Source organism: Shimia marina (assembly GCF_001458175.1).
GTDB classification, from domain to species: domain Bacteria; phylum Pseudomonadota; class Alphaproteobacteria; order Rhodobacterales; family Rhodobacteraceae; genus Shimia; species Shimia marina.
This window is the reverse complement of sequence record NZ_CYPW01000027.1, coordinates 332,997-357,070: the sequence shown is the minus strand read 5'-3', so window position 1 is coordinate 357,070 and position 24,074 is coordinate 332,997. Positions and strand designations below refer to the sequence as shown.

Below are 24,074 nucleotides of genomic sequence, written 5' to 3'. Positions count from 1 at the left end.
TATTTATACCTATGGTTGTATTTTCTCGACATGCACCACACATTTCTCCGACAAAGCAGAACGCGAAAGCCTTGGAAGGTCCGGAGCAAGTTCGCGACCGAGGCTCACCTCGCAGTTTCAAAAACGCCCAACAAACATGCATTTACACTGCATTTTTTAAAGAGCCTTTCAAAGTCCGCCATCCGCTTCGATCAAAATACTTCTTTTCGTCCGTAAGACGAACAGACCTTGGACGCGCCTCCAGTCCTATTCACATGATTTTTCACCGTCACTTTCCTGCATAAACGCACCCGCAAAACTGTGTCTGTGTTTTTACCAAACTTTAAACGCGCGCCCTCAATAAAGAGGTCAACGGGATTTACCTAAAAAGGAAGACAAGTTGTTAGAAAGACAACCCGTGCTGTTTCATGGCACAAACCACCCGCTCTCGGCGACCGCTCCAAACACTGCAGATGCTGATGCGCTTGTAGCGCAGGCGGAAACCACCCCTCTCAGCGATGGTGGTATTGCCGCCGCCGCCCTTCTAACAGAAACGCTTGCCAAGACGCCCGACCATCATGCGGCACAGCTGCTGCTAAATCAGTTGCACCATATGTTTGTGCCACGTTGGCATTTTCCAATGATGGCAGATGCCTCACGCAATCGCGCCTATGCCGAGGCCATCAACGCCAAAGTGCAACCGGGTGACATTGTATTGGATATCGGCGCGGGTGCTGGCCTGACCGCCATGTTGGCCGCGCGCGCCGGTGCGGGACATGTCTATGCAGTGGAACAACAGCCGATGATCGCTGAGGCCGCCCAACAGGTCATTGCGGACAACAACCTGTCTGACAAAATTACTGTCATCTCCAAGTGGTCTCATGACATCATCATTGGCAAAGACATGCCCGAACGCGCCGATGTTGTGCTTTCCGAAATTGTCGACAGCAACCTGCTGGGAGAAGGGGCACTGGCCACGCTCAAACATGCCATGATACATTTGGCCAAACCCGGCGCGCGCTGCATCCCGGAAAGCGGGATCTTAATGGCGCAACCTGTGCAAAGCGACGCGCTGACAGAAACCATGCGCCCGCGATCTGCTGAAGGGTTTGATCTGTCAAGCTTTCACAAATTCTCTCGCATGGCGCAGATCACACCCAATGATGCCGCCGCGCTGCCGCTGTTCCCTCTTGGGCCAACCGTGCCCCTCTTCTACTTTGATTTCACCAATCCAGACATCGCCCCTGCGAGATCCGAGCAAACCCTGACCTGCGACACAGAGGGCACAGTGCATGCCGTGGTCGTGAGCTTTCAAATGCAACTGGCGCCGGGCATCCTTGTCTCCAATGATCTGAGGTCTGATGGTCATTGGGGGCGCACGGCCTATCTCCCAGAGGTGCCCATGCCGGTCACACCGGGCACCGGCTTGCCTGTTATTGCGCAGCATGACGCCACCAAATTGTCACTCTCATTCAATTGCGACGGCGAAGACAGCGGTGCCCACACAACCTTGACACTGCAATAGGGCCCACAAATCAAAAGGGCCACGTATCGGTGGCCCTTTCTACAGGCAGTATTCCTGCCATTGATCTATTCTGCGGCCACCATCTCTGCATCCAGCGCAGACAGGATCGTCGTGATCAGGGCCTTCTTGTTCACAGGTTTGGAGATATGTGTATCACATCCCGCATCCCGCGCTTGTTTAACATGATCTCGCATCGCATTGGCAGACAGCATGATCACCGGCACATGGCGCAGAGCTTTCCGTTCTTCCAAAATACGGATTTCACGTGTGGCTTCCAATCCGTTCATCTCGGGCATCATCATATCCATCAGAACAACATCGGGTCGCCACGATCGATAGGACTGCAGCGCTTCGACACCATTTCCCGCAAAGGCGATCTCACAGCCCGTCCGCTTCAGTAATAGCGCTACAACCTTTTGATTTGCCTTGATATCCTCTGCAATCAGCACCCGGCGGCCTTGTAGACACCCTTCAAAACCCGCATGAGCAGGCGACTTTTGCGCCGAAGTGTGTGGCACAGGGGCTTTGCGCAATGCCAACTCTACCACAAAAGTGCTGCCCGCACCTGGATGGGACTCAACGGACAGGCGTCCGCCCATCTGTCGGGCCAATGACGAACTGATGGCCAGACCCAGACCAGTGCCTGTCACCTCGCCCTGCCCGCTGCCACCCTTCTGGTCAAACCTGTCAAACTTGTCGGTCTTAGTATACTCAGGGAAGCCCACGCCAGTGTCACACACCTCTATATTCAGAGCCACAACATCCCCGTTACACACACAGGACAGACATGTCTTGATATGACCGTTTGAGGTGAATTTCACCGCGTTGGACGCCAGATTAGACACAATCTGACGCACGCGCATATCGTCACCCATGACTAGGTCTTCGGCGGCGGGAGCCACCTCAATGTCAAACGCCACTCCTTTCTGCTGCGCCGTCTGCACATGCGGTGCCAGAGCCCGCTGCAACATGAGCGCAGGTGAAAACGGCTGACACAACAGCTCAACCTTGCCCGCCTCAACTTTTGAGAAGTCCAGAATATCAGACATCTGCCGCTCAAGCAGCCGACCGCTCTCAAAGATCATCTGCACCAAACCGCGATACTCTTCAGACAGGTCCTCACGATCTCTCAAAGCATCTGCGACGCCGACAATCGCATTCAGAGGCGTTCTGATTTCATGGCTGATATTGGCAAGAAAGGTCGATTTGGACAGGCTGGCCTCTTCAGCGGTCCGCTTCGCAGCGGCCAAAGCATCTCGGCGCTCAATCTCAGCTGTGATGTCATGCCCGGATGCAAATACCAACGAGCCAAAAACACGCGCCTGCCAGTCTGTGTGCCTCACGTTACCCTGCGCATCACTGAGCCGCAGCCGCACCGTGCGCCCCATGTGCGCCTCATCTCTAGGCTGCCAGAAGGCACCAAGATTGGGCATATCTTCTTCAACCACAAAATCCTGAATGGACTTGCCAACCAAATCCGCCTCGCGCCCCTGTACCAGCGCACAGCAAGCGTCATTGGCCTGTTGAATGCGCCCTTTGCGGTCGAAAATACAATGGGGCGCCATCGACATTTCGAAGAAATTGGAGACAAGTTTTGACGCTTCTACCCGTTCGGTCACATCAAAGCGGATTGATAGAAACTTCTCAACTTTTCCCTCGTCATTGAGCACCGGGTAAATCAACGTGTCGACCCAATAAAGGCGACCATTCTTGCGTCGGTTACAGATTTCGCCGCGCCAGACTTTTCCTTCGCAGATCGTCGACCAGAGATCGCCAAAGAACTCACGACTGTGCTGCCCAGAATTGAGGATATTGTGATTGGCTCCAATGAGCTCTTCTTCGCGATACCCAGAAATATCAAGCAGCTTCTGATTGACGCTGGTAATTTTCCCATCAAGCCCAGCTGTGGTCACAATCGCAGCCTCACTGAGTGCGTTGGTCACATGGGTCAATTCAAAAACCGCTTCATCCTTTTGTGCCTGAAGCTTCTGAGACGTTTCATCAGTGGTTTTACTCTGCGAGATATCTCGAAACGAGCCAGCAAGCGCGATAACTTCGCTTTCTGAAAACACCGGCTCCCCAACCGCATGCACCCAGATCCGCTCATTGTCAGCGGTCAGAATCTGAAACTCATGGCTCCACCCTGCCCCTTCTGACATCGCCGTCTCGACGGCCGCACCAACCGCCTTACGGTGTTCCTGTACGTAAAAATTAAGCGCCGCCTCCAGGTCTGGGCGGAAGTTGCTGTTGACCCCATGAATCTGTTTGGTCTTGTCGCTCCACCAAAGATCCCCACTCCGAACATTCAAGCACCAATACCCTGCACCCGTGGCCTTTTCTAACGCCTGCATCTGAACCTTTTGCAGTTCCACAACGGTTGCAGCATCAACATCCAGTATGGCTTTTTGTCCCATAAACTTACTCTGTTGTCTGTCACGTTCTTTACGGGCAACTCGCACCCGAGGCGCGCTCTCTAACGCAAAAGATCACTCTGGAAAATATGTTACAGACAACTTTTATCGGATTTAGTCACACACCAGTAATATCAATATATTTTCCATACTTATCAGATCAGTAACCAGATATATAGAGATCAGTTTTTTCAAAAACCCTCTTATTCCCACGCACCTGCGGCGTGATGCCCCACCATAAAAAAACCCCACCGCAGACTGCTCTGCGATGGGGTGTTCTATAGGCAAAATTACAGGTTGCGCCGCGCCGATCACTCAGTCGCTGTGACAGTCTTCATAACATCAGGCTGTCCAATAACGGCCCCATTGCGCCCTTTGCCGAGCTTGATCTGATCGACCACATCCATGCCCTCGGTCACTTCACCCACAATGGTGTATTGACCGTTCAGGAAGGTGCCCGCATCAAACATGATGAAAAACTGGCTGTTGGCACTGTCAAGATCGGGGCCGCGTGCCATGCCGACAACGCCCCGCTCAAAGCTACGCTCAGAGATTTCCGCAGGCAGATCCGGTTGATCCGAACCGCCACGGCCCGCCATGCGCATATCGCCACCAATCTTGCCAAACTGGACATCGCCGGTCTGCGCCATAAAGCCGTCAATCACACGGTGGAACACCACCCCATCATAGGCGCCTTCTGTGGCCAGCGCGGCAATGCGCGCGGCATGCTGCGGTGCCACATCCTCATACAGGTCGATCTTGATGGTGCCATTGGCGCCCTCGCCCTCAACCTCGATCTCAATACCGGTGGCCAGCACAGGGCTGGCCAGCACGGCAAAGGCGGCTGCGAGCTTAAGCTTCAACATCAGCAGCCACTTTCACGCTCACCATGCGATCAGGATACATCGGCGGCTCACCGCGCACGATTGCGTCCACATGCTCCATGCCGGAGGTCACACGGCCATAAACGGTGTACTGACCGTTCAGGAAGTGGTTGTCCTTGAAGTTGATGAAGAACTGGCTGTTGGCAGAATCCGGCATCTGGCTGCGCGCTGCGCCGATGGTGCCGCGGTCATGCGGCAGCTTGGAGAATTCCGCCTTCAGGTTTGGCAGGTCAGAGCCACCCGTGCCCGCCATACGGATGTTGAAGTCTTTTTCCATGTTGCCGTTGGCCACATCACCGGTCTGCGCCATGAAACCGTCAATCACGCGGTGGAACGCAACGTTGTCATACTGACCAGACCGCGCCAGCTCTTTCATGCGCTCACAATGGCCCGGGGCCACATCCGGCAGCAGTTCAATCACAACAGTGCCGTCTTTCAGTTCCAACAGGATGGTGTTCTCGGGATCTTTATACTCGGCCATAGTGGCACTCCTCATGTGAAATCTTGAGCGCTAGTTAATCATCTGAGCCGCGAATGCCAAGAGAACGTTGACCCAGCCCACCAGTGCGCTAGGAAGACGGCAACATATTTTCTTTGGAGATTTCGGTCATGGCGTGGAAAACCCTCGATCAAATGGACCTCACCGGCAAACGGGTGCTGACCCGCGTCGACATCAATGTGCCCGTCGCAGACGGTGTGGTCACCGACACCACACGGATTGACCGCATTGTCCCGACGGTCAAAGACATCCTTGCCGCAGGTGGTAAACCGATCCTGATGGCGCATTTTGGCCGCCCCAAAGGAGAGCGCGTGCCGGAAATGAGCCTGCAGCAACTTGTGCCCGCACTTGAAACAGCCTTCGGCACCTCCGTGCTCTTCGCTGCCGATTGTATTGGCCCCGCCGCGCAGGCCGCCGTGGATGCCATGGGCGAGGGTCAGGTGCTGCTGCTCGAAAACACCCGTTACCACGCCGGTGAAACCAAGAATGACGCGGAGCTGACCGCCGCCATGGCCGCGCTTGGGGATGTCTTCTGCAACGATGCGTTTTCCGCCGCGCACCGCGCGCACAGTTCCACCTGCGGTCTGGCCCACGCCCTGCCCGCCTGTGCCGGTCGCTTGATGCAGGCGGAACTTTCGGCACTTGAAGGCGCGCTCGCAAAGCCGGTGCGCCCGGTGACTGCTGTGGTTGGTGGCGCCAAAGTCTCCACCAAGCTGGAACTACTGGGCAATCTCGTCTCCAAAGTCGATCATCTGGTGATCGGTGGCGGCATGGCCAACACGTTCCTGGCGGCTCAAGGCATCGACGTCGGCAAATCTCTGGCCGAACACGACATGACCGACACCGCGTCCGAGATCCTCGCCAAGGCCAAAGCGGCAGGCTGCAACATTGTGCTGCCAAGCGACGTTGTGGTCGCGCGCGAATTTGCCGCCAATGCTGCCAATGAAACCGTTGCTTCTGACGCTTGTCCGACAGATGCGATGATCCTTGATGCAGGCCCGGCCACCGTCGCCAAAGTGGCGGAAGTGTTCGAAGCCTCCAAAACCCTGATCTGGAACGGCCCCATGGGTGCGTTTGAGATCGAACCCTTCAATGCCGCCACCGATGCCGCCGCCCTTCAGGCCGCCGCGCTCACCAAATCCGGCGCGCTGGTCTCTGTGGCTGGCGGTGGCGACACGGTTGCCGCGCTCAACGCCTCAGGGGCGGCTGAAGACTTCAGCTATATCTCCACCGCAGGCGGCGCTTTCCTGGAATGGATGGAAGGCAAAGAACTGCCCGGCGTTGCGGCTCTGAGCCAATAATCGCCAAAAACTGCGTCCTGTGGTGGCGCAAAACCCTATCGCGGCCGAATTTTATGCGGCGATAGCGCCACCACAATTGAAGTCGCTGGCGGGCTCCTCTATGAGCTTCGCCAACGGGAAAAACCCTTTTTAACAACCATTTTGACTGGGGACAGATATGTCAAACCACGCTCAAGCCGAAAAAATCACCGCAGGCCAAGGCTTCATCGCCGCTCTGGACCAATCCGGCGGCTCCACTCCCAAAGCGCTGCGCCTCTATGGCGTCGAAGAATCCGCCTACAGCACTGATGCGGAAATGTTTGACCTGATCCACGGCATGCGCTCCCGTATTGCACAGGCGCCTGCCTTCACCGGCGACAAGGTTGTTGGCGCAATCCTCTTTGAAATGACTATGGACCGCGACATCGACGGCCAGCCTTCTCCGACCTTCCTCTGGGAACAGCGCGGCGTGGTGCCTTTCCTGAAAGTCGACAAAGGCCTCGCAGATGAGGAAAACGGCTGTCAGGTGATGAAGCCCATGCCAGAGCTTGACGCGCTGTGTGAACGCGCTGTGGGCAAAGGCGTGTTTGGCACCAAAATGCGCTCCGTGATCTCCGCCGCCAATGCCGACGGCATCAAGGCTGTTGTCGCCCAGCAGTTTGAAGTGGGCAAACAGATCATCGGCCATGGACTAATGCCAATCATCGAGCCAGAGGTGACCATCACCATCGCCGACAAAGCCGAAGCAGAAGACCTGCTGCTGGCCGAGCTCACCGGAGAGCTCGACGCCCTGCCAGAAGATCAGCAGGTCATGCTGAAACTGTCTCTGCCAAACAAAGCCAACCAATATCAGTCTCTGGTGAACCACCCGCGCGTGATGAAGGTTGTGGCGCTTTCTGGCGGCTACTCTCGTGAAGAGGCCAACGCCAAACTGGCAGAAAACACTGGCATGATCGCCAGCTTCTCCCGTGCGCTGACCGAAGGTCTCTCTGCACAGCAAAGCGATGATGAATTTGCCGCCACCATCGCGGACAGCATCGAAGGCATCTATCAGGCCTCCATCGCGGGCTAATCCGGCCACTCACCTGACACAACACCGTAGGGTGCGCAGTTCCTGCGCACCTTTTTTAAATTCACCTTACGGTAATCCTTTTTGCAGGCCCCTAATGCGTCTGCGGCTCCGGCAACGTGCTGATCTGCTCAAAGATCGCCGAACAGATATTGCCCATCTCAAGCGCAAAGAAATTCTCTGCCGCCGCCTGATTGGGGTGATAAGGATCTTTGACGCGGCCTTTCTTATTCAGACGAAAGAACTCCATATTGCCTTGATAGGCTTCCACCGTTTCCTCTGTGGCACCGCGCACAAAAGAACATCGGTTGCCCGTTTCCTCAAAGGCCGCCTGGATGTTCTCCTGTGCCTTCAAACGCAGATCGACAATCTTCTTGGAATAGGCCGGGGCCGTGGTCATGAAGATGCAGGGCACATCCTCAGGAATGTGGCGCATCATCTCCTCCACATCTGCTTTGGCTTGTTCTTTGCTTTCCGCCCAACGCCGGGCCGAATTGCCAAGGAATGACATCAAGAACAGTTTTGGTGCATAATACCCGTCCCGAAACATCGCCTCAAAGGGTGACTGGCCCGGCTCGCAAAACTGATAGGCCTTGCCCTTACCAATCTGCACGTATTTGTTGCCTGTGGTGTTCACATAGCCATAGGTGCCAGCGTTCACCTTCCACTTGGGATCCACCTTGCAGACCGCCTCCTTGGCCTTGCCGGATCGCGCGGTCCAGGAATGAATGGAGGTTGACCGCACCCCAATCACCGCCACCCGCTTTGCACCCAACCGCTCCAGATAGGCCTCCTGCTCCTGATTGGGCGCACAATGGCTTTTGAGATCGGTGAAAAACTCCAGAAACGCGGGGCCAGAGCCAAAGGGAATTTGACTGTCCCCCAAAATCACAATTTCCGGGGAGTCAAACCCCGCCACCTCTGTCTCTCCAGCTGCTGCGCCCAAAGCCCAGCTTCCTAAAACAACACCCAACACAACACGTTTCAACTTCCTCATGTCTTGTCTCCCCACGTGACATGCGCTGGCCCCCGCCTGCGTCTCGGTCAGTTCAGTACATCGCGTACCGCATCGCATATTTCAGGCGTGTTAAGATCCAGAAACAGCCGCATAGCCGCAGCATTCGGATGCAGCGGATCCTTCACACTGCCATCTGTGCGACGTCGAAAATACTTGGCCTTGCCTTCGATCACCGCCCGCGTTTCCTCCGAGAACCCCGCGACATAGACACAGCGCCCGTTCTTCGGAAATGCCGCCTGAAAATTTTCTTGCGCCAGCGCGCGCAGATCATTGGTCTTTTTAGAGAAAACAGGCGCGGTGGAAAGAAAGATGCAGCCAACCCCTTTGGGCACCTGTTTCATCAACGCACGGGCATCCTCTCGCGCCGCCTCCCGGCTGTTCGCCCAGCGATCCGCGCCATTGCCCAGAACCGCCATCACCATGAGATCAGGGTCATAATACCCTGCGCGCAAGGCGCTCTCCAATGGAGAGCGGTTTGCCTCACAAAACTGATAATCCGGCCCCTTGCCAATCTGCACAAAAGCCCGTTTGGGATTTCCCGCGATGCCAAATGCACCGGCATTCACCCCATATTTCTTATCCACGGCGCAAATCGTATCTTTGCGCCCCCCTTTGCGAGCCACCCATGAATGGACAGATGTGGACCGCACCCCAATCGCCGCCGTCCTGCGCGCACCGAGCTTTTCAACCGCCGCCTTCGCCCGCCCCTTGGGCGCGCAATGTGCGGTCAGGTTTTCAAAAAACTCCAGATACGGTGGCCCCGCACTGAAAGAGATCTGGCTGTCCCCAAGGACAAGCACATCCACCCGCCCCTTTTCTTTGGCCCCAGCGGAGACCGTGGTTACAAACACCGCCAGTGCGGCACAGAAAACAGTCAAAATCGGGGAGGTTTTTCGGCGTGGCATCATCATCAGTCAGGTCGTGAAAGTGTATCTTTGCTAAAGAGCGCAGCGGACCCTGTCCAATCAACTTTCCACCAGCACGCTACAATATCACGCCTCAACTTCCCTTGATCGGATGCCAGCGCTGTCTCGAAACCCATTAAGTTCATATGAATGTCCCGCGCGTTACAGTCACGGATTGCGCGTGCCTGACATAGGGAAGTGGCACCTCCGCAAAACCAACAGGATACCGACGCATTACAGCACCTCTTTATCCCCTAGAGTCGAAGGTTAACGCCCCACTCCAAAACGCCGCATTTTTCAAAAAATATAAAAAAACATTGCGTTAAGGGATTCACACAGCGAATCACCTAAGGTATAAAGAAGACAGACGCCGAAAAGGCGCGACATGAGGCAAATATGACGAGCAACTCCCCCCGCCCAGCCCTAGGTGCTGTAGCTTTTTTTGGACTGGCCTTTGCGCTTGCCATCTATTTCACCTTTGCCGCTGTGCAGGGGGATTATGGTCTGTTTCGTCGTGTAGAAATTCTCGCTGAAAAGCAGCAACTGGAAGCTGAACTCGCTTTGGCGCAGGCAGAGGTCGTCCATATGGAGAACCTCACACGCCGCCTGTCTGACAGCTATCTCGATCTTGATCTGCTCGACCAGCAGGTGCGCGATGTCCTCGGCATGATCCGTGCTGACGAAGTTGTCATCCGCTGATCTTTCAATACCCTGACAAAACAACATTTTTTCCTCTCGCCAGCCAAGAGGCAATCCGATACCATCCTTGAAACTATGGTTTAACGTTAAACCATCCAGCCTTTCGGGAGGGACTGCCATGGCGGCCAAACGCGCTGCAAAAAAGCCGAATGTTTCCGGCGAAGAACTCACGCAATACTACAAGGATATGTTGCTGATCCGGCGCTTTGAGGAGAAAGCCGGCCAACTCTATGGCATGGGGCTGATCGGCGGGTTCTGCCACCTCTATATCGGTCAGGAAGCCGTTGTGGTCGGGCTTGAAGCCGCAACAGAAGAAGGCGATAAGCGCATCACCTCCTACCGAGATCACGGCCACATGCTCGCCTGCGGAATGGATGCCAATGGCGTGATGGCGGAACTCACCGGACGTGAGGGCGGCTATTCCAAAGGCAAAGGCGGCTCCATGCATATGTTCTCCAAGGAAAAACACTTCTATGGCGGCCATGGTATCGTCGGCGCACAGGTGCCCCTGGGCGCAGGTCTCGCCTTTGCCGACAAATACAAAGACAACGGCCGCGTGACCTTCACCTACTTTGGCGATGGTGCCGCCAATCAGGGACAGGTCTATGAAACTTTCAACATGGCCGCCCTCTGGGATCTGCCGGTGATCTTCGTGATCGAAAACAACCAATACGCGATGGGCACCGCTCAGGCACGCTCCACCTCCTCACAAGATATCTACAAGCGCGGCGAGGCCTTCGGCATCCCTGGTGAGATGGTTGATGGCATGGATGTGCTGGCGGTGAAGGACGCCGGCGAACGTGCTGTCAAACACTGCCGCGCGGGCAAAGGCCCCTATATTCTCGAAGTGAAAACCTACCGCTATCGCGGACACTCCATGTCGGACCCTGCCAAATACCGCACCCGCGAAGAAGTGCAGAAGATGCGCGAAGAGCGTGATCCTATTGAAAACGTGCGTCAAATGCTGCTCACAGGCAAACATGCCAGCGAGGAGGATCTGAAGGCGATCGACAAAGAGATCAAAGCCATCGTGAACGCCTCCGCTGATTTTGCCAAAGAGAGCCCCCTGCCCGACGAGGCGGAGCTCTGGACAGATATTTACGCCTAAACCCCGGACGAGAGGATAGAAATCATGGCTACGAAAATTCTCATGCCTGCCCTGTCGCCCACCATGGAAGAGGGCACTTTGGCCAAATGGCTGGTCAAAGAAGGCGACACCGTACAATCCGGCGATATCATTGCCGAAATCGAAACCGACAAAGCCACAATGGAATTTGAGGCCGTGGATGAAGGCGTCATCGGAAAAATTCTGGTGGCAGAAGGCAGCGAAGGTGTCGCGGTCAATACCGCCATCGCCATCCTTGCGGAAGACGGCGAAGATGTCAGCGCAGTGGACGCCAGCGCGGACCCTGCTGAGGCCAGCGCGCCAGCAGCAGAAGCCTCAGACACCGCAAGTGCCGCGCCAGCCACAGCCGCTGTACCAAAGGCTCCCACACCGGATCTCAGCCCCGATTGGCCCGAAGGCACGCCGATGAAGACACAGACCGTGCGCGAAGCTCTGCGTGACGCAATGGCCGAGGAAATGCGTGCGGACCCAGATGTTTACCTCATGGGCGAAGAAGTCGCAGAATATCAGGGCGCTTACAAAGTCAGCCAGGGCCTGCTGGATGAATTTGGCAGCAAACGGGTGATCGACACGCCCATTACCGAACACGGTTTTGCCGGTATCGCCGTGGGCGCGAGCTTTGGCGGGTTGAAGCCCATTGTGGAGTTCATGACCTTCAACTTCGCCATGCAGGCGATTGACCAGATCATCAACTCAGCGGCCAAAACCCTCTATATGTCCGGTGGCCAGATGGGCGCTCCAATGGTGTTCCGTGGCCCCAATGGCGCCGCCGCCCGCGTGGGTGCGCAGCACAGTCAGGATTACGCCGCATGGTACGCGCAAATCCCAGGCTTGAAGGTGGCCATGCCCTATTCGGCCTCTGATGCCAAAGGGCTTTTAAAATCAGCCATTCGCGATCCAAATCCGGTGATTTTCCTCGAAAACGAAATCATGTACGGGCGCAGCTTTGAAGTTCCGGCACTTGATGACTTCACCATCCCATTCGGCAAAGCCCGGATCTGGCGCGAAGGCACAGATGTGACCATTGTGAGCTTTGGCATCGGCATGCAATATGCGCTCGAAGCCGCAGAGAAGCTTGCCGAGGATGGCATTTCCGCCGAAGTCATCGATCTGCGCACCCTGCGCCCGATTGACTATGACACGGTGATTGCCTCTGTCATGAAAACCAACCGCTGCGTCACCGTGGAGGAAGGCTTCCCGGTCGGCTCAATTGGCAACCATTTGTCGGCCACCATTATGGAACGTGCCTTTGATTATCTGGACGCCCCGGTGATCAACTGTGCCGGCAAAGACGTGCCCATGCCCTATGCTGCCAACCTTGAAAAGCTTGCGCTGGTGACCACGGATGAGGTCATCGCGGCGGTGAAACAAGTGACCTATCGCTGAGGAGACACGGACATGCCCATAGAAATCCTCATGCCCGCGCTTTCCCCCACAATGGAGGAAGGCACTTTGGCCAAATGGCTGGTCAAGGAAGGGGACGAAGTCTCCTCCGGAGACCTGCTCGCAGAGATTGAAACCGACAAAGCCACCATGGAGTTTGAAGCCGTCGAAGACGGTGTCATTGGAAAAATTCTGGTCCCGGAAGGTTCCGAAGGCGTTCAGGTCAACGCAGTGATTGCCATTCTGCTCGAAGATGGCGAAAGCGCAGAAGACATTGGCTCCGCCCCCGCAGCGGCCCCTGCACCGTCGGCGGCCCCAACTTCAGAGGCGAACGAGGCCTCCGCTGTCACGGCACCTGCGCCATCTGCACCCGTCAGCAACGATGGCACACGTCTCTTTGCCTCTCCTCTCGCGCGCAGAATAGCTGCTGACAAAGGCATTGATCTGGCAACGCTCACAGGGTCCGGCCCGCGCGGACGCATCGTGAAAGCTGACGTGGAGAGCGCAAGCGCGGCCCCCGCTGCGCCCAAAGCACCTGCCGCACCAGAGCCCGCTGCAAAATCCACCCCAATGGCCAGTGGACCTGAGGCTGACACCATTCTACGCATGTATGCAGACCGCGATTTTGAGGAGGTCAATCTGGATGGCATGCGCAAAACCATCGCGGCACGTCTGACTGAAGCCAAACAATCCATTCCGCATTTCTATCTGCGGCGTGATATCAAACTGGATGCGCTTCTGGCCTTCCGCAGCCAGCTCAACGCGCAATTGGAAAAACGCGGCGCCAAACTTTCGGTCAATGATTTCATCATCAAGGCCTGCGCGCTTGCGTTGCAAGAGGTGCCAGATGCCAATGCTGTCTGGGCAAATGACCGTATTCTCAAGCTGGCCCCTTCCGATGTTGCAGTGGCAGTGGCCATCGAAGGCGGTCTTTTCACCCCGGTGCTCAAAGATGCGGAGATGAAATCACTGTCCGCTTTGTCTGCTGAAATGAAAGACCTTGCCACCCGTGCACGCGACCGCAAACTTGCGCCGCATGAATATCAAGGGGGCAGTTTCGCCATCTCCAATCTCGGCATGTTTGGCATTGATAACTTCGACGCGGTGATCAATCCGCCACATGGGGCCATTCTGGCGGTCGGCGCGGGCACCAAAAAGCCTGTGGTCACAGCCTCAGGCGACCTGGAAGTTGCCACAGTGATGTCTGTGACCCTCTCGGTGGATCACCGGGTGATCGACGGCGCACTTGGCGCGCAACTGCTGCAAGCCATTGTCGACAATCTGGAAAACCCTATGGCAATGCTCGCATAAGTCGCGCAATGGCCCGCTAAAATACAAAAAGGACCGGTACTCCGGTCCTTTTTCTTCTTTTCGGCTTTGGTTGTTAGTCTCAGCCTTGATCACTCTCAGGCAGCTCCTGCACCATGCTCACCGATGGCTGATCACAGCCCGCTTCTCCGACCACCTTCGCAGGCACACCTGCAACAGTTGTGCAGGGCGGCACCTCCTGAAGCACCACAGATCCCGCAGCAACGCGGCTGCAATGGCCCACTTTGATGTTGCCCAGCACCTTGGCACCGGCCCCAATCAGCACGCCATCGCCAATTTTTGGATGACGATCTTCTTCTTCTTTGCCGGTCCCCCCAAGGGTCACGGAATGCAGCATCGACACATTGTCACCAACCACGGCTGTCTCGCCAATCACAATGGAATGGGCGTGATCAATCATGATCCCTTTGCCGATCGTGGCAGCGGGGTGAATGTCGATGCCAAAAATCTCGCTGGTGCGCATCTGGATAAAATAGGCCAGATCTGTGCGCCCCTGCTGCCACAGCCAATGGCCAATCCGATAGGCCTGAACCGCCTGAAACCCTTTGAAATACAAGATCGGCTGCAAGAGGCGATGACAGGCCGGATCACGTTCATAGATCGCCATCAAATCCGCACGCGCCGCCTCTGAAATCTCTGGCGCGGCCGCATAGGCCTCATCGGCAATCTCCCGCAGGATCACCATGGACATTTCATTGGAGGAGAGCTTAGCGGCAAAGCGATAGCTCAACGCGCGCTCAATCGAACGGTGGTGCAACACACAGGCGTGCACCAATCCTCCCATCAACGGCTCTTCCTGAACCGCTTCCTCCGCCTCGCGGGTGATTTGACGCCAAACTGGGTCCAGCTCGGTCACATTGGTCTGTGTCTTGGCCATGGAAAATCCCTCTCTAAGGCACCCATCTTACACTAGGTAATCAGAGGGTCGCAAATTCAAACCTGTGAACACACCCAAAACCAATGGAAATGGAACACAAAAAAGTGAGCGCGTTGCATGTCCGGCTACAGATCCAACGTCGCGGTCAAACCAGCGCCAAAAACCGCAGAGATCTGCGCAACCTCAACAGTCAGATTGTCGTTTCCGCCATCTGCCTGTTGTTCGGATGACGGATACAGCCATTGCGCCATGTCCACCTGTACCTCACGCACGATTTGCGCGCCCCGACGCAGCCGGATCAGATAGGCCTCCCGCTCTTCGCCCAGCGGCACATCAAACCCCTCCCAACTGTCGCCTCCAACTCGGGTTTGGCGCATCCAATGAAACCGCAGATCCCCTCCTTCCAACCGCTCAAAGCGCAGATGCACAGGTGCAAAGGGCCGCAGCCCCACACCCACAAAGGTCTGTTCGTGGTGCGTATAAGACGGCGCATCATATCCTTTATCCGCCGGACCAATGCGATAATGTCGCCGCGTACCTCGGTGCAAAGGCGAGAGGGGCATCTGCGCCAAAGCACTGGTCAACGCCACCACCCAACTGCCCGCAGGCCAGACATCGGGCATCAGGGGGGCCGTGCCCAACTGGCCACGCAGCCGATCCGAAAGCTGATAGTGGTTGGTCCCAATCAAATCTGCCTGACGAAACTGCATCGCCTCCCATCGATCCGGCGTACCATCCCCGATGAACAGCAGGTTCTTTCCATTGAGGACCTCCGCCTGTGAGACGCTATGCAATTCGCCGTTCAACATGCGCACTGTCAGTGGCGCGCCGCGGTCCCACCGTCCCACAGCCCCCCGCATAAGAGGCGTTTGGGTGATGCCCACATGCGCAGGCGCTTCCAGCAGCTGGTTCAACTGATAGCCATCGTCCATGTCACTGTCATAGATCGCCACACTGCCGGGCCAGGGCCGCGCCGTCACCGCAATATGGGGCGCATGGGGCGCTTCATCCCCCCGCAACAGCGGCAGATCCAAAAACAGACTTTGCACCGGCACAGCGGGCACAAAACCGCTGCCCCTTGGGGCCTCATCCGCCAAATCCGACGGCGCATAGATCGCCGCCTCCACACGCCCGCCTTCGAGAAGATGGACAGCTTGCTGTGTCACCCGATCCAATCGATATTTGGTGTCCAGGTCCTCTCCCGCCGGATCTGAGGTGATCGCAATCACCTCACCTGCCCCGATATCAAGGCGACTTGGCGGCAGAGCAAATTTGATCCGATCGCGCGCCACACGCGCCTCGGCCAGCCAGCGCTCCGCGGTCTGCCGCCCCTCCACCCGCGTCAAAACTTCGGCGCTGTCGCTCTGTGCCACGGCCTCTGTCCGCTCTCCCGGCAAAATTGCTTCTTCTGCGGCGGCCTCAAAATCGCGCTCTGCCAGTGAAAAATTCAGGCGCACACGCCCGGCCACTTCGGCCTCCGGCGCGCGATTTCGCTCCAGATCGCCCTTTAGGTCTTCTGAGACTGCCAATTGGGAGCTGTCTAGCGGGACAGCCGCTTGCCCAGCGCGCATGACAAATTTCAATGTGCCATCTCGCTCCACAGCGTCAAACCCATGCCGCAGCATCAAAGGCTGCAACGCCGCACGACCGTCAGAGACATCCGCCTGAACATAGCCACGCACCACCCCATAAAGCCCGGAGATATCATAAGACAGCACACCAGCAGCACGGCAAATCTCAGACACAACCGAGGCCAGACTGCGATTGCTGACCCGCCCATTGATCCAATGCCCCCGCGCATAATTGCCACCATCACTCCAAAGATCGCGGGCATTGGGAAAGGCCGGAAAAGGGCGCGCATCCCAGGCCCAGGCAAACATGCGCCCCGTGTCAATCATCCGCCCGCCATAGAGATCTGACTGCGGATTGTTTTCTGGTAGAGACCAAAACTGATACATCGCCTCATAATAGGCCTGCTGCATAGCATCATCGCGCAACCCATTGGAAAAATGCGGCATTGCAGATTCCGATGATTTTTCATCCAGAAACTTATTGGGCTGATTGCCCCCTTTGTCGATCGCCGCACAGCCAATCTCGGTGAACCAGATCGGCTTGGATTTTGGCACCCAGTTGGTGGCTTCAGACTGACGCGCTCCGCCAATGCGCTCATGATGGGGCTGTGCCCACCAGTTCGCAATGTCTTTGTAGCGAAACACCCAAGCTTCTCCAAAGGCGCCATCGGTGATCGGGGTCCTCGTCTGTGCCACCCTGTCGGCAGCGCTGGCATAATACCACTCATAGCCCTCTCCGCCCGCCACATTGGCCTGAAGGTAGCCCTGCGCGCGCCCGTCCGACCAGTGCTGTGCATCAAGATGGTCCGCCCCATCCCGCCAATCAGACAGCGGCATGTAGTTGTCAATTCCTATGAAATCGATGTCATCACAAGCCCAGAGCGGATCAAGATGGAAATAGACATCCCCCGATCCATCCTGCGGATGATAGCCAAAATACTCGGACCAATCCGCCGCATAGCCGATCTTGACCTCTGGCCCCATGAGATTGCGCACCTCCGCCGCAAGCGCCTTAAGCTGGGCCACCGCAGTAAAACCATCCGCGCCGCGTATCTGGGTCAGACCGCGCATTTCGGAGCCGATGCAAAAAGCCTCCACCCCGCCAGACGCCATACACAGCGCGGCATAATGCAGGATAAACCGCCGATAGGACCATTCCTGTGGCCCGGTGTAATGCACCTCGCCGTTGCCGATCTCAAAATCTGCTGCCTGCGCCGTGCCAAAAAACGCCGCCACCTCAGTGTCGGCCTGCGCTGAACCATCCGGCGTCCCATCCCGCCCGGGCGCAATGGAGAGCGTGATCCGTCCCCGCCAGGGCAGCACCGGCTGATCAGGCGCATCACTCCAAGGATCGGGCAATCCATTCTCGGCCATCTGCTGCATCAGAATAAACGGATAAAACGTCACCGCCTTGCCCCGCGCCCTCAAATCCCGCAGCGCTTGCACAACGGACACATCCGTCGGCGTACCCCCATATACCGGACGCTCCTCTTGAAAGGGCACCAACTGCGCCTGCGTGCGGCTTAGGCCACTCACCTGCCACGGCATATCACGCCCATCCACTGTGGTGCTCTCCACCATCGGGCGCAGCTGACACATCCCCGCGCGCAGATCATTGCCAAACCAACTGACCACCAGCGAAGTCGCCGCGCAATTTGGCAACTCTTCTTCCAATGCCTGCATGGATGCGCTGAAGTCGGTCACACCCGCAGGCGTGTTTTCATTGGCGACGCGCATCTCCCCCTGATCGGCTTCACAATAGACAGGCGTCGTCGCCAGCGCATATTCCCCAGTTCCCGGCATCAGCGCCGCTGCGCGCACCGTCTGTCCATAGTCAGAGGTCTGCTCCACCTGCCCCTCAGGAGTGGCGCGGATCACCTCAAAACTGAACTGCGGCACCCGGTTGCCAAAGGGGGCCAACTCCAGATCCTCAATCACCACATAGGCCGTGCCGCGATAAGCGGGCACAGCGCCTGCGCCCTCCACCGCTTCGATCTTAGGATCCGGCATCTGATCGTGGCGACCAGTGTAGACCCGCATGGTGATCTCTTCGCCAGATATTTCGATGCCATCGGCCCAGATCCGCCCCACGCGTGTGATCTCGCCCTCGCAAAGCGCAATCGCCAGCGAGACAGAATAGCTATAACTGCGCGTCTTGGGCTGTGCAGGGCGGCCTTTGCCGCCGCCACTTTCGCTCACCTGCTCCTGAAACCGGGTCGCCCAGATCACCTGCCCCGCCGCCCGCACACGTCCAAACACCCGCGCCTGCGCCGCACCTTCCGCAGAACCGGTGATACGAAACCGATCAAGCTTTCCGGTCTCCACAACATCCGCGCCGTTGCCCATCACCGCCTGATCAATCACCCGGCCCAGCGTGGCCCCCGCCAGCTGACCGATGGCCGCCGCAGACACGCCAACAAGTCCGCCCCCAACCGATCCGCCAATCGCGGCCCCCGCCGCTGCCAAAATCAATGTTGCCATAGAGCTGCCTCCTCTGTCGGCAAGAGCTTGTCGGGAAAGGCAAAGCGCGCCACGATCCGCCGCTGCCACGGGCGGCTCAACGGGCTTTCCAGAACCGCATGGCCGCCATAGGCGTGAATGACCGTTGGTGCGTGGCCAACCGCGCCACAAATCCCCAAATGTTTGGCAACCGCGGCGGACTTCATGCGAAACAATACCACATCGCCCACCGCAGCATCCGCCAGTGCCTTGCTCACCAAATGCCGTTGCGCCGCCTGCCAAAGCCGTTCCTGCAGCGCGGCCTCCGACCAATCGCGCGTATAGGGCGGCACGGCACTTGGCTCCGTCCCGTACAGTGCGCGCCACACGCCCCGGATCAATCCCAGACAATCTGTGCCTGCACCCAGACGACTGGCCTGATGCCGATAGGGCGTGCCAATCCAACGCCGCGCGATCTGCGCCGCCCTCAGGCCCATCGCGTCACTCATCGCAAACTGCCCCCGGTATTGCCGCCTTTGCGCGTTGGGTAACGGGCAATCCAATCCTCACCGGGAATGTCCGGAAACCCCTGAAAGTTAAGCGTATTCAGAAACTTGCTCTGGCAAGTTAAGAAACGCTTATCACATCCTGCCTCCATACGGAGCATATCGCCCACTGCCACCGGCGCGCCCAGCGCATCCCATAATTCCAGACAGCGCGTGCCGTCCGCTTCAGACCAATCCCGCTTGATGCTGCCCAGCAATCCTGCTGCCGCCCCGCTTTGCACCCGCAGCGTCCCCCGTGTGAACCAGCTGTTTTCAAAGCCATGCCACGCCGCGCCGCCCTGAAAGACAAACACACGCTGCGCCTCCACCTGCTCTGCGGCCCGCTCTGTCACGAACCCGGCTGTGTTCAGATCAAAGCGACAGCGCGCATCCCCCAAAACCGCCGTACACGGCCTTTGATACACGCGCCCTTGAGGCACATTGAGCTGTTCCGCCAGCCCCCGCAGCTCCGCTACAAAGGCCCCATTCTGCCGACGTATCTCCCCAATGGTGCCCCGAAACACCACGCTGCGTGCCGCCGGATTTTGCCAGTTCACCATCCAACAGGTGATATGCGCCCCATCCAGCCGCCCTGCCGCAATATCCTCTTCGCGCACGGCGGCATCAGACAACAGCCCAATGGCTTCGGCATTGTCCACCGAAAGCCCTGTGCCTTGCTCAAGCGCGCTCGCACTCAGCCCGGTGGCCGCTCTAAACACATAGTCCTCAAAACTCAGATCAGCGTCATGATCGGTAAACCCCAAGCGCTGTCCATCCCGGCGCTCAAGCCCCCAGGCGCGTGCAACCGTTGTAGCCCCGCTTTGCAAATGTTGGAGAAGTGCCTGCTGAACCGCCATCACACGCGCACCTCCACCACCGGCACATTGGGCACCTCGCCCGCCTTAAAGCCCGCCATGCTGGTCTGGATCTGGTCCGTGTCAAACCGCACAGGCACGTCAAATTCAAAGCCAGCAGTCACCTCCGTGCCAACCTCTGGCGCTTGCCTAAAAACCACCTCGCCCAAGGCTGTGTCCACGTCGTAATCCACGCCCTCCTGCAACACACCACCAGACAGAGCCACCAGAACCGTCTGTGCCACCGGCTTGCGGATTGGCCGCTGATAGCTCTGCGCGCCGGAGGCATAGGTTTTCACCAAGGGAAATCGCGTTGCCGCACCATCGCCTGTGCCGATCACCTGATCCGCATGATGGACCGCCTCAGATGGCCGTGCAGAGCGATAATCCGCCCAATCTTTCCAGCGAAAGCCATGCAGCTGACCCTGCCGCGCCTCAAAGAACGCGATCACCTCGGCAATATCATCCCAAGACCGCAATCCGAGCCCGGCATCATAGCGTCGCCGCGCATGGGCCCATGGCGTGTTGCGCTCTTCAAAGCCATTCACCAGCGTCACCACCTCTGTGCGCCGTTGCGGCCCGCCAAGAGCGCCAAAGCTCAGGCTTGTTGGAAATCTCACTTCATGAAACGCCATTGGCCGCCTCCTGTGTCCGCTGTCCTGATCATCTGTTGCGCTGCGCCCGGCTCAACGCCCGGCTCATCTGCGTGGCGACCTGCCCCTGTGAGCGCTGAAATCCCGCCACATCGGGCGTGGAGATGTTCATCACCACCCGCACCGGCCCGCCGCCGCCCCCTGTGTCACGCACACCCAGCTTGCCATCCGCCCCGCGTGACAGCGGCAATATGGCCTCCGGCCCTGCCTCCCCCATCAGCCCACGCCCACCGCGCATCGGAAAGCTCACTGGGCCGCTCACCACACCGCCCTGCGCAAAAGGCATCACACGTCCCTGTGCAAACCCCGCCCCCTGCGCAAAGGGCAGAACATCGGCAATCAACCCACCTATGCCGCCAGAAACGGCCTCGCCAATCTGATCCACCACAGGCGTGATCGCCGCGCGATACGCCGCATCAATCATCGACTGCGCCAAAGTCTGCAGCGCATCTGACAACTTCATCCCGTCAAAGGCCAATCCATCAAACGCTTTGCGCAATCCGCGTCCGATGCCCTTCTCCAGCGTCGCCATATCTTGCCCCGTCGCCCCTAAAGCCTGCTGCATCCGACGCAGCTCGCCATCAAAGCCCGCCACCATCGCGGTGGCCTGCCCAAGGCTCCCCTCAAGCGCCTCCACCTGCCCCTCAAAATCCTCCAGATCATCCATCATCGCACTCCTTAGCCTGTCCAAAGGCAGCGCTATCCTGCAGGTCTGGATAGCTTTGCATCAGCGCCTCAAAACCAGCACGGGACAGAGCCTCCGGCCCGTGGTGCGGCCTCAGCATCACCATCAATTCCACCGGGGTGAGCCCCCAGAAGACGTCAGGCGTCAGCCCCAATCCGCGCAGCCCCGCCATCCGCAGTGCGGGCCAGTCAAACGTCGCCATCGCCACCTCCTGCGGCTGTGCCAAAGGCCAACACCAATAGCTGCGCCGCCACCCGTGCCGCCTCCATCGGGCCGCCGTCAATATCAGCGCACAGCAGATCCCGCGCCTGCCCCTGCCAACCCCCACCCCGCAACCCGGCCACAATCAGCGCGAGCACATCCCGGCTGGCAAAAGCGCCGCTCTCAAACCGGCGGATCAGCGCAACAAGCGTGTCCTCGCCAAGACCCGCCTCCAGCTCCGCCAGCGCGCCCAGCGTAAGCTTGAGCACATGGCGCTGCCCATCCATGGTGAGGGCCACTTCACACGCAAAGGGATTGGCCATGGCTCACGCCGCCTCAAAACTCAGCACACCCGCACTGGCCAGAGACACCTCATAGGTCGCCTCGCCATTATGCGTGCCGGCATATTCGATGGCGGTGATCTGAAACGGACCTTCCACAGTGCCAAAATCCGGGATGATCACCTGAAACGCCGGGGTTTCCCCATCAAAGAAAATCTGCCGCGCCCGCTCATCCGTGCTGGCATCTTTGAACACACCCGATCCGCTTAGCGTCGCCGATTTCATCCCCGCACCAGCCAGCAACTCGCGCCAGCCTCCCTGGCTGTCCAGCGAGGTCACATCCACGCTTTCTGCATTGAAGCTGATCCGCGTCGCCCGCAGCCCAGCCACAGTTTCAAATTGCCCATTCCCGGTCAGATCGACCTTGATCAAAAGGTCTTTGCCGCTCTGTGCGCCCATCTCTCTCTCCACATATTAGCTGTGATTGTCTTCCACCCGCGCCACAAAGCGCAGATCAATCCGCCGCAGATTGCGGGCTGTGACCCGCCGCGCCTGCGCCCGGTCAAAATGAAGCGCCACAAGGCGTCCCCGGCTCAGGCTCATATCGGCCTCAATCAGCGCGTCACTCACCGCAACCGCCGCCGCTTTCACCTGTTTGAACCCATCGCGCGTGCCGATCACCGAGACCACAAAGCGATGCTCTGCACCCCGCCCGCTGCCATCGGAGCGATCCCGCACGGTCTCCGCCCCAAGCGCCACATAAAGCGATGGCAGTTTGCCACGCGGCATAGCGTCATAAATGGCGTCGCCCACCACCGCCGCCAGCGTGACATCCGCCGCAAGCCTTTGATAGATCGCAGTCTGCAACGCCGCGCCCACGCCATAGCTCATGTCGCCACCTCTTCGAGCACATGACAGGTCAGATAGCGCCCGAGATCATCCGCCTCGGTCACCGTCTCAATCGCGAACACCCGCGTGCCTTCTCGAAACCGGCATTCCGGCGTCGGGCGCAGGCTGCTGCCCACCGGAGCCCCGCGCAGGGTCACGCGATACCGCGCTGCGCTCAGGGTGACCGCGCCGCCATCTCTTTCGCCCCCACCGCGCGCGCGCATCTCCGCCCAGACCACGCCAAGCGCTTCCCAGTTCCGCGAGAAGCCCCCCGCACCATCCGGCGCCGCCACCGGCCGCTCCAGCAGCAGGTGGCGCGACAAAGTCACCGGCGCGCTCATGCCCCCGCTCCCAGCGTCATCCGGCGCACACGATAGCGTTCAAGCAGACTGGTCACACCAAATGGCATGCAGCCTTCACTCAGCCGCGTGTCCTGCCGAAACTCATAGAAATGCGCCGCCAGCAGAAACACCGCCTGCCTCAGATCCGCAGGCACAGAGGTCCAATCGGCCCCAAATCCCGCCGTGAACCGTATGGTAAAACTGCCCTCCGCAGGCACCTGTGGCAACGCGCCCGACGTCGCCCTTACAATGGGGCGATGGCCATCCTGCACCAACTGATAGGCGCTGGTGGCCACGGTCACTTCACCGCCCTGCGCATCGGTCAAAACCACGGCTGACACAGCCTGCACCGGTGCCACGGGCAACCCCTGCGCCTCAGTCACGTTTGGACCATAAAGCGTCCAGGCAAAATCACGCTCTAATAGGATTTTACCGGTGCGCGCCTCCACTGCGCTCAGCGCCGCCTGCAAAAAACTCTCGAGCAGCCCATCTTGCAGACTGTCCTCCGCAAAGCCGCTGCCAAGCCGCAGATGCTCTTTGAAGGCGGCCACTGGCAAAGCCGCAGAAGACACCTGAGTTTCTTCGATTAACATCATGGAAACACTCCAAAAACAGACGAAGCTCATTTTCGG

At 58.1% G+C, this 24,074-nt stretch carries 24 protein-coding genes; 7 read left to right on the top strand and 17 right to left on the bottom strand.

Annotated features, from left to right (window positions below):
- The first annotated feature begins 397 nt into the window (after positions 1 to 397).
- Positions 398 to 1,504 (top strand): class I SAM-dependent methyltransferase, encoded by a 1,107-nt coding sequence (locus SHM7688_RS14405; protein WP_058240631.1) that lies wholly within the window; start codon positions 398 to 400, stop codon positions 1,502 to 1,504.
- A 65-nt stretch (positions 1,505 to 1,569) separates the two neighbouring features.
- Here the strand turns inward: SHM7688_RS14405 and SHM7688_RS14400 are convergent, their stop codons facing one another.
- From SHM7688_RS14400 to SHM7688_RS14390, 3 genes are all read right to left on the bottom strand, one after another.
- The gene (locus tag SHM7688_RS14400) at positions 1,570 to 3,918 is read right to left on the bottom strand and encodes a PAS domain S-box protein (RefSeq protein WP_058240630.1); all 2,349 of its coding nucleotides are present in this window, start codon (positions 3,916 to 3,918) and stop codon (positions 1,570 to 1,572) included.
- 308 nt (positions 3,919 to 4,226) lie between these two features.
- Entirely contained in the window at positions 4,227 to 4,781 is a 555-nt protein-coding gene (locus SHM7688_RS14395; RefSeq protein WP_058240629.1) for a peptidylprolyl isomerase, read from the bottom strand.
- Positions 4,768 to 5,280, bottom strand: a complete 513-nt coding sequence (locus SHM7688_RS14390) for a peptidylprolyl isomerase (protein ID WP_058240628.1) — start codon at positions 5,278 to 5,280, stop codon at positions 4,768 to 4,770. The genes SHM7688_RS14395 and SHM7688_RS14390 overlap by 14 nt, the downstream gene beginning before the upstream one ends.
- Before the next feature lie 128 nt (positions 5,281 to 5,408).
- Here SHM7688_RS14390 and SHM7688_RS14385 point away from each other — a divergent pair, with 128 nt between their 5' ends.
- Together SHM7688_RS14385 and SHM7688_RS14380 are read left to right on the top strand one after the other, a co-directional pair.
- Positions 5,409 to 6,599 (top strand): phosphoglycerate kinase, encoded by a 1,191-nt coding sequence (locus tag SHM7688_RS14385; RefSeq protein ID WP_058240627.1) that lies wholly within the window; start codon positions 5,409 to 5,411, stop codon positions 6,597 to 6,599.
- A gap of 157 nt (positions 6,600 to 6,756) precedes the next feature.
- On the top strand, positions 6,757 to 7,650 hold the full coding sequence (locus tag SHM7688_RS14380; protein WP_058240626.1) for a fructose bisphosphate aldolase: 894 nt from the start codon (positions 6,757 to 6,759) through the stop codon (positions 7,648 to 7,650).
- A gap of 91 nt (positions 7,651 to 7,741) precedes the next feature.
- Here the strand turns inward: SHM7688_RS14380 and SHM7688_RS14375 are convergent, their stop codons facing one another.
- Positions 7,742 to 8,644 carry a hypothetical protein gene (locus tag SHM7688_RS14375; protein ID WP_058240625.1) on the bottom strand — a complete coding sequence of 301 codons (903 nt, stop codon included), beginning with the start codon at positions 8,642 to 8,644 and terminating at the stop codon, positions 7,742 to 7,744.
- Positions 8,645 to 8,691: 47 nt separating this feature from the next.
- The gene (locus tag SHM7688_RS14370; RefSeq protein WP_058240624.1) at positions 8,692 to 9,576 is read right to left on the bottom strand and encodes a hypothetical protein; all 885 of its coding nucleotides are present in this window, start codon (positions 9,574 to 9,576) and stop codon (positions 8,692 to 8,694) included.
- A 390-nt stretch (positions 9,577 to 9,966) separates the two neighbouring features.
- Between SHM7688_RS14370 and SHM7688_RS14365 the strand changes: the two genes are divergently transcribed.
- The 4 genes from SHM7688_RS14365 to SHM7688_RS14350 all read left to right on the top strand — a co-directional run bounded on the left by SHM7688_RS14365 (position 9,967) and on the right by SHM7688_RS14350 (position 14,089).
- The gene (locus SHM7688_RS14365; protein WP_058240623.1) at positions 9,967 to 10,269 is read left to right on the top strand and encodes an FtsB family cell division protein; all 303 of its coding nucleotides are present in this window, start codon (positions 9,967 to 9,969) and stop codon (positions 10,267 to 10,269) included.
- 118 nt (positions 10,270 to 10,387) lie between these two features.
- Complete coding sequence (gene pdhA, locus SHM7688_RS14360) at positions 10,388 to 11,377, top strand: pyruvate dehydrogenase (acetyl-transferring) E1 component subunit alpha (RefSeq protein WP_058240622.1); 990 nt, start codon at positions 10,388 to 10,390, stop codon at positions 11,375 to 11,377.
- A gap of 24 nt (positions 11,378 to 11,401) precedes the next feature.
- Entirely contained in the window at positions 11,402 to 12,781 is a 1,380-nt protein-coding gene (locus SHM7688_RS14355) for a pyruvate dehydrogenase complex E1 component subunit beta (RefSeq protein ID WP_058240621.1), read from the top strand.
- Between the two features lie 12 nt (positions 12,782 to 12,793).
- The gene (locus tag SHM7688_RS14350) at positions 12,794 to 14,089 is read left to right on the top strand and encodes a pyruvate dehydrogenase complex dihydrolipoamide acetyltransferase (RefSeq protein WP_058240620.1); all 1,296 of its coding nucleotides are present in this window, start codon (positions 12,794 to 12,796) and stop codon (positions 14,087 to 14,089) included.
- Positions 14,090 to 14,168: 79 nt separating this feature from the next.
- Here the strand turns inward: SHM7688_RS14350 and cysE are convergent, their stop codons facing one another.
- From cysE to SHM7688_RS19775, 12 genes are all read right to left on the bottom strand, one after another.
- Positions 14,169 to 14,984: a serine O-acetyltransferase gene (cysE, locus tag SHM7688_RS14345; RefSeq protein ID WP_058240619.1), complete on the bottom strand. Its 816-nt coding sequence runs from the start codon at positions 14,982 to 14,984 to the stop codon at positions 14,169 to 14,171.
- Between the two features lie 125 nt (positions 14,985 to 15,109).
- On the bottom strand, positions 15,110 to 19,036 hold the full coding sequence (locus tag SHM7688_RS14340) for a baseplate multidomain protein megatron (RefSeq protein ID WP_058240618.1): 3,927 nt from the start codon (positions 19,034 to 19,036) through the stop codon (positions 15,110 to 15,112).
- Positions 19,024 to 19,503 carry an NlpC/P60 family protein gene (locus SHM7688_RS14335; RefSeq protein WP_058240617.1) on the bottom strand — a complete coding sequence of 160 codons (480 nt, stop codon included), beginning with the start codon at positions 19,501 to 19,503 and terminating at the stop codon, positions 19,024 to 19,026. The genes SHM7688_RS14340 and SHM7688_RS14335 overlap by 13 nt, the downstream gene beginning before the upstream one ends.
- A complete protein-coding gene (locus tag SHM7688_RS14330) occupies positions 19,500 to 20,396 on the bottom strand; it encodes a phage/gene transfer agent baseplate hub protein (RefSeq protein WP_058240616.1) in 897 nt (298 codons plus the stop codon). Before SHM7688_RS14330 ends, SHM7688_RS14335 begins: the two co-directional genes overlap by 4 nt.
- Positions 20,396 to 21,028 (bottom strand): DUF2460 domain-containing protein, encoded by a 633-nt coding sequence (locus SHM7688_RS14325; protein ID WP_058240615.1) that lies wholly within the window; start codon positions 21,026 to 21,028, stop codon positions 20,396 to 20,398. Before SHM7688_RS14325 ends, SHM7688_RS14330 begins: the two co-directional genes overlap by 1 nt.
- Positions 21,029 to 21,056: 28 nt before the next feature.
- Entirely contained in the window at positions 21,057 to 21,716 is a 660-nt protein-coding gene (locus tag SHM7688_RS14320; protein WP_058240614.1) for an RcGTA-type gene transfer agent tail tape measure protein, read from the bottom strand.
- A complete protein-coding gene (locus SHM7688_RS14315; protein ID WP_058240613.1) occupies positions 21,706 to 21,933 on the bottom strand; it encodes a rcc01693 family protein in 228 nt (75 codons plus the stop codon). Before SHM7688_RS14315 ends, SHM7688_RS14320 begins: the two co-directional genes overlap by 11 nt.
- Positions 21,920 to 22,255, bottom strand: a complete 336-nt coding sequence (locus SHM7688_RS14310) for a gene transfer agent family protein (RefSeq protein WP_058240612.1) — start codon at positions 22,253 to 22,255, stop codon at positions 21,920 to 21,922. The genes SHM7688_RS14315 and SHM7688_RS14310 overlap by 14 nt, the downstream gene beginning before the upstream one ends.
- Positions 22,256 to 22,258: 3 nt before the next feature.
- A complete protein-coding gene (locus SHM7688_RS14305) occupies positions 22,259 to 22,672 on the bottom strand; it encodes a phage major tail protein, TP901-1 family (protein WP_058240611.1) in 414 nt (137 codons plus the stop codon).
- Between the two features lie 15 nt (positions 22,673 to 22,687).
- Positions 22,688 to 23,104 carry a DUF3168 domain-containing protein gene (locus tag SHM7688_RS14300; RefSeq protein ID WP_058240610.1) on the bottom strand — a complete coding sequence of 139 codons (417 nt, stop codon included), beginning with the start codon at positions 23,102 to 23,104 and terminating at the stop codon, positions 22,688 to 22,690.
- On the bottom strand, positions 23,101 to 23,442 hold the full coding sequence (locus tag SHM7688_RS14295; protein WP_058240609.1) for a head-tail adaptor protein: 342 nt from the start codon (positions 23,440 to 23,442) through the stop codon (positions 23,101 to 23,103). Before SHM7688_RS14295 ends, SHM7688_RS14300 begins: the two co-directional genes overlap by 4 nt.
- Positions 23,439 to 24,038: a head-tail connector protein gene (locus tag SHM7688_RS19775; protein ID WP_058240608.1), complete on the bottom strand. Its 600-nt coding sequence runs from the start codon at positions 24,036 to 24,038 to the stop codon at positions 23,439 to 23,441. Before SHM7688_RS19775 ends, SHM7688_RS14295 begins: the two co-directional genes overlap by 4 nt.
- Between the last annotated feature and the right edge of the window lie 36 nt (positions 24,039 to 24,074).

Excerpts from the sequence above, each read along its gene's own strand:
- SHM7688_RS14400 (WP_058240630.1), bottom strand. The coding sequence starts at position 3,918 with ATGGGACAAAAAGCCATACTGGATGTTGATGCTGCAACCGTTGTGGAA.
- SHM7688_RS14395 (WP_058240629.1), bottom strand. The coding sequence starts at position 4,781 with ATGTTGAAGCTTAAGCTCGCAGCCGCCTTTGCCGTGCTGGCCAGCCCT.
- SHM7688_RS14390 (WP_058240628.1), bottom strand. The coding sequence starts at position 5,280 with ATGGCCGAGTATAAAGATCCCGAGAACACCATCCTGTTGGAACTGAAA.
- SHM7688_RS14385 (WP_058240627.1), top strand. The coding sequence starts at position 5,409 with ATGGCGTGGAAAACCCTCGATCAAATGGACCTCACCGGCAAACGGGTG.
- SHM7688_RS14380 (WP_058240626.1), top strand. The coding sequence starts at position 6,757 with ATGTCAAACCACGCTCAAGCCGAAAAAATCACCGCAGGCCAAGGCTTC.
- SHM7688_RS14375 (WP_058240625.1), bottom strand. The coding sequence starts at position 8,644 with ATGAGGAAGTTGAAACGTGTTGTGTTGGGTGTTGTTTTAGGAAGCTGG.
- SHM7688_RS14370 (WP_058240624.1), bottom strand. The coding sequence starts at position 9,576 with ATGATGATGCCACGCCGAAAAACCTCCCCGATTTTGACTGTTTTCTGT.
- SHM7688_RS14365 (WP_058240623.1), top strand. The coding sequence starts at position 9,967 with ATGACGAGCAACTCCCCCCGCCCAGCCCTAGGTGCTGTAGCTTTTTTT.
- pdhA (WP_058240622.1), top strand. The coding sequence starts at position 10,388 with ATGGCGGCCAAACGCGCTGCAAAAAAGCCGAATGTTTCCGGCGAAGAA.
- SHM7688_RS14355 (WP_058240621.1), top strand. The coding sequence starts at position 11,402 with ATGGCTACGAAAATTCTCATGCCTGCCCTGTCGCCCACCATGGAAGAG.
- SHM7688_RS14350 (WP_058240620.1), top strand. The coding sequence starts at position 12,794 with ATGCCCATAGAAATCCTCATGCCCGCGCTTTCCCCCACAATGGAGGAA.
- cysE (WP_058240619.1), bottom strand. The coding sequence starts at position 14,984 with ATGGCCAAGACACAGACCAATGTGACCGAGCTGGACCCAGTTTGGCGT.
- SHM7688_RS14340 (WP_058240618.1), bottom strand. The coding sequence starts at position 19,036 with ATGGCAACATTGATTTTGGCAGCGGCGGGGGCCGCGATTGGCGGATCG.
- SHM7688_RS14335 (WP_058240617.1), bottom strand. The coding sequence starts at position 19,503 with ATGAGTGACGCGATGGGCCTGAGGGCGGCGCAGATCGCGCGGCGTTGG.
- SHM7688_RS14330 (WP_058240616.1), bottom strand. The coding sequence starts at position 20,396 with ATGGCGGTTCAGCAGGCACTTCTCCAACATTTGCAAAGCGGGGCTACA.
- SHM7688_RS14325 (WP_058240615.1), bottom strand. The coding sequence starts at position 21,028 with ATGGCGTTTCATGAAGTGAGATTTCCAACAAGCCTGAGCTTTGGCGCT.
- SHM7688_RS14320 (WP_058240614.1), bottom strand. The coding sequence starts at position 21,716 with ATGATGGATGATCTGGAGGATTTTGAGGGGCAGGTGGAGGCGCTTGAG.
- SHM7688_RS14315 (WP_058240613.1), bottom strand. The coding sequence starts at position 21,933 with ATGGCGACGTTTGACTGGCCCGCACTGCGGATGGCGGGGCTGCGCGGA.
- SHM7688_RS14310 (WP_058240612.1), bottom strand. The coding sequence starts at position 22,255 with ATGGCCAATCCCTTTGCGTGTGAAGTGGCCCTCACCATGGATGGGCAG.
- SHM7688_RS14305 (WP_058240611.1), bottom strand. The coding sequence starts at position 22,672 with ATGGGCGCACAGAGCGGCAAAGACCTTTTGATCAAGGTCGATCTGACC.
- SHM7688_RS14300 (WP_058240610.1), bottom strand. The coding sequence starts at position 23,104 with ATGAGCTATGGCGTGGGCGCGGCGTTGCAGACTGCGATCTATCAAAGG.
- SHM7688_RS14295 (WP_058240609.1), bottom strand. The coding sequence starts at position 23,442 with ATGAGCGCGCCGGTGACTTTGTCGCGCCACCTGCTGCTGGAGCGGCCG.
- SHM7688_RS19775 (WP_058240608.1), bottom strand. The coding sequence starts at position 24,038 with ATGATGTTAATCGAAGAAACTCAGGTGTCTTCTGCGGCTTTGCCAGTG.